This is a genomic window from Micromonospora echinospora, from assembly GCF_014203425.1.
Classification (GTDB): Bacteria; Actinomycetota; Actinomycetes; order Mycobacteriales; family Micromonosporaceae; genus Micromonospora; species Micromonospora echinospora_A.
The window spans coordinates 3,302,695-3,306,300 of record NZ_JACHJC010000001.1; the positions used below are offsets into that span (position 1 = coordinate 3,302,695).

3 protein-coding genes are annotated in these 3,606 nt (G+C 68.9%); all 3 read left to right on the forward strand.

What is annotated here, in order from left to right:
* Positions 1 to 429: 429 nt before the first annotated feature.
* The 3 genes from FHU28_RS15590 to FHU28_RS15600 all read left to right on the forward strand — a co-directional run bounded on the left by FHU28_RS15590 (position 430) and on the right by FHU28_RS15600 (position 3,572).
* Entirely contained in the window at positions 430 to 2,229 is a 1,800-nt protein-coding gene (locus FHU28_RS15590; protein ID WP_184684831.1) for an AfsR/SARP family transcriptional regulator, read from the forward strand.
* 135 nt (positions 2,230 to 2,364) lie between these two features.
* On the forward strand, positions 2,365 to 3,306 hold the full coding sequence (locus tag FHU28_RS15595; RefSeq protein ID WP_184684839.1) for a TauD/TfdA family dioxygenase: 942 nt from the start codon (positions 2,365 to 2,367) through the stop codon (positions 3,304 to 3,306).
* Between the two features lie 50 nt (positions 3,307 to 3,356).
* Positions 3,357 to 3,572, forward strand: coding sequence for an MbtH family protein (locus FHU28_RS15600; protein WP_184684848.1), 216 nt, complete (start codon positions 3,357 to 3,359; stop codon positions 3,570 to 3,572).
* The last annotated feature ends 34 nt before the right edge of the window (positions 3,573 to 3,606 follow it).

The window sequence follows — 3,606 nt, forward strand, 5'->3', positions numbered from 1 at the left end:
TAGCCCAGCCCGACCTGTCCGGATTGTTCCATCCACTGTAGACCTGCGGTTTGGGTAATCGTCTTCCGGACTGTTACACCACATCGGCTCGGTGTATGGTGGCGTTCGGTTACAAGGAGTTACCATGCGGCTTCACCGATGGTGTGGGCGCTGAACGGACGAGGTGCCGAAGGGCCAGCTCAGGCCAGCTGAATAACGCCTCTTCGGCGACGCGACTCGATCGATGGACGACGCTGACCGCCGCTACTGGCCGGCGGTGGTAGACGGGGGTGAGTGCGCGAGAAATGCGTCGGTGATTTGACGCGGATTCGTACTTCTGAAGCTGTTTGAATCGAATCTGTCGGAGCTCGACCCTGCAGTCGGGATGGATCTACTCAAAGCCATACGGGGGCTATGCCTCGGCGTTACGCCGAGTGCGGAGGTGGAACCTTGAGTGAACTGGAGTTTCGTGTCCTAGGGCCGGTGGAGGTGTGGCGTGACGGACGTCGCGTCATGTTGCCCGGATCCAAGATCACGACTGTCCTCGCCGCGCTTCTGCTGGCGCGGGGTAAGGTCGTCCCACATGTGGAGCTGAGTTCTCTGCTGTGGGGATGGGATCCTCCCGCGACCGTCGACGCGCAGATCTACACCTACGTGTCGCGGTTGCGCAAGAGACTTGACTTCGAAGTCAAGATCGTGCGTGAGCACGCAGGCTACACGCTCCACATCGGCAACTCGTTCGTTGACCTCTTCGCGTTCGAGGACCTGGCCGCACAGGGTGCCGAGAGACTGGCCGAGGGGCATCGGGCGGCTGCGGCGAACGACCTCGAGAGTGCCTTGTCGCTCTGGCGCGGGCCGGCGCTGGCGAATGTGACCGAGCCGCTGGCCAGGCGGCATCTGCCCTGGCTGGATGAGGCGTACGCGCTGGCTTGCGAGCGCAAGTTCGAGGCCGAGTTGGGCCTGGGGATCAACCTCGAGCTCATTCCGGAGCTCACCGAGCTGGTGGCGCGTTACCCGCTGCGCGAGCAGTTCCGGGCCCAGCTGGTTCTCGCGCTGCACCGCGCCGGCCGCCGCTCCGAGGCCCTGGTGGCCTACGACCAGGCACGACGCGCGCTCGCAGACCAGCTCGGAGTGAGCCCGGGCGAGGCGCTCGCCCAGGCCTACGACGAGGTCCTGGTCAGCGACACGCCAGAGGCCCCGGCCCCGGCGCGGCCGGAGCCGTCGGCTGTCGTCGCCGAGGCCGCCCAGGTGACGCTGCCGCCGGACGAGGCCTACTTCGTGGGCCGGGCGAACGAACTCGCCGCGCTGGAGAAGATGCTCACCGGCGACCGGACCGCGACCAACGGACCCCGGCAGATCGTGCTCACCGGTGCGGTCGGCACCGGCAAGACGGCGCTCGCAGTGCGGGCCGCCCACCGATGCGCCCACGCCTTCGCCGGTGGCACCGCCTACGCCTCGCTCACCGACGCGAACGGCGCCTCGCTGCCCGCCTCCGCGGTGCTGAAGCGCCTACTGTACGGGCTGAGGGAGAGGGTCGATCCGGCGTGGAGCGACGAGGAACTGGCCCTGCGGTTCCGCGCCGCCAGCGCACGCCGGCCAGTGCTGATAATCCTCGACGACGTCCGGGCGGACTCCGACCTCACGGCGGTCACGCCCAACCATGCGTCCGCAACGCTGTTGCTGATCAGCCGCTCGCATCTGGTGGTCACCGGCTGGCGGGACACGATCTTTCTCAAGCCGATGGGGTTGGCTGAGGGCATCGTGCTGCTCGCCGCGATCGGCGGGGAGGAGCGCATCCTCGCCGACCTGGTCGCGGCCCGGGCCGTCGTCGAGTTCTGCGACGGGCTGCCGGCCGCGCTCCGGGTGTGCGGTACCCGGCTCGCCGCCCATCCGCTGTGGCCGGTCCGTCGGCTCGCGCATCGCCTCGCCGACCCGGCTCGCCGTCTCGACGAACTGTCGCTCGGCGACGAGCTGCTGCGCGGGCGCCTGCTGTCGGCTTTCCGATCGCTGCCGGACACCGCCCGGCGCAGCCTGTCGATGTTCGAGGACGTCGGCCCGGACGCCTTCACCGCGACCTCGTTGCGGCTGCCCGGCAGCATCCCCGAGGCGGAAGCCGAGCAGGTCCTCGACATGCTCGTCGAGGCCCGGTTGGTGGAGGAGGTCGCCGTCGACGACCTCGGCGGGAGCCAGTTCCGGATGACCGGGCTGATGCGGTTGCTCGCCATCGACCTGGCCCGCGCCCCGAGCTGAACCGCTCACGCATCGGCACGGCCGAGGCGCTTCACGGGACCCGCCGGGCGGGTCCCGTGACGCGTATAGGGCGGGTATGGCTGCCGTCGGCATGCTGCGCCAGACCTCAGTAACCACAGGGGAAGGACCGTTCCGATGGCCGGGCAGAGCTGGAAGCCGCTGGACATCACGGCGCAAGACATCGGTGTCGCGGCCACACCCGAGGCGCTCATCGGCCATCTCGACGACCTCGGCGGCGAACTCGACGATCTCCTCGTCCGAGAGAAGGCCCTGGTGTTCCGGGGCTTCGGCGTGGCGCCCGAGAAATTCGACGCCGTCCTCGACCGGCTGCTGCCGCACCGGCTCGCATACGTCAACGGCAACTCGCCGCGTACCAAGGTGGGCTCGAACGTCTACACCTCGACCGAGTACCCGCCCGAGTTCACGATCTCCATGCACAACGAGATGTCGTACGCATCCCGCTGGCCCAGCAGGCTCGCGTTCTTCTGCCAGATCGCCGCGGCGACCGGTGGCGCGACCCCGCTGGTGGACGCGGCGCTCTGGCTCGAATCGCTCGACCCCGAGGTGCGCGAGGCGTTCGCCGGCGGGGTGCGCTACACCCAGAATCTGCATGGCGGCCAGGGCCTCGGCAAGAGCTGGCAGCAGACGTTCGAGACCGACGACCGGGCGGTGGTCGACGACTACCTCGAGGCGGCCGGCGCGGAGTGGACCTGGCGGGCGGACAACAGCCTGCACGTCGAGCAGCCGCGGCCGTCCACCATCCGGCACCCGGTGACCGGCACCGAGGTTTGGTTCAACCAGTCCGACCAGTGGCACCCGGCGGCGCTGGGCGACGAGACCGCCAAGGCGCTGGCCCAGATCCTGCCGCCTGAGGAGCTGCCGCAGTACGTCACGTTCGACGACGGCAGCACGATCCCCGACGAGTACGTCATCCAGGTGCGCGACCGTGGCCTGGAGAACGCGGTCGACGTCGACTGGCGGGTCGGCGACGTCATGGTCTTCGACAACCTGCTGGTCGCGCACGGCCGCCGGCCGTTCACCGGCGCCCGCCGCATCCTCGTCGCGATGACGGGCTGACCCGACCTACCTTCCCGCTGTTCCGCGATCCGTCGAACAAGGAGTTGCACATGTCCGAGCAGACCCCCGCCACCCACCGCGTCGTGCTCAACGACGAGGAGCAGTACTCGATCTGGTGGGTCGATCGTCACCTACCCGCGGGGTGGCACGCCGAGGGCTTCACCGGCAGCGAGGAGGAATGCCTGGCGCACATCGACACGGTGTGGACCGACATGCGCCCGGCGAGCCTGCGCCGCCGCATGGCCGAACATGCCAGCGCCACCTGACATCCGAGCCAGTCGCCGAGGAGACAGCACTGCC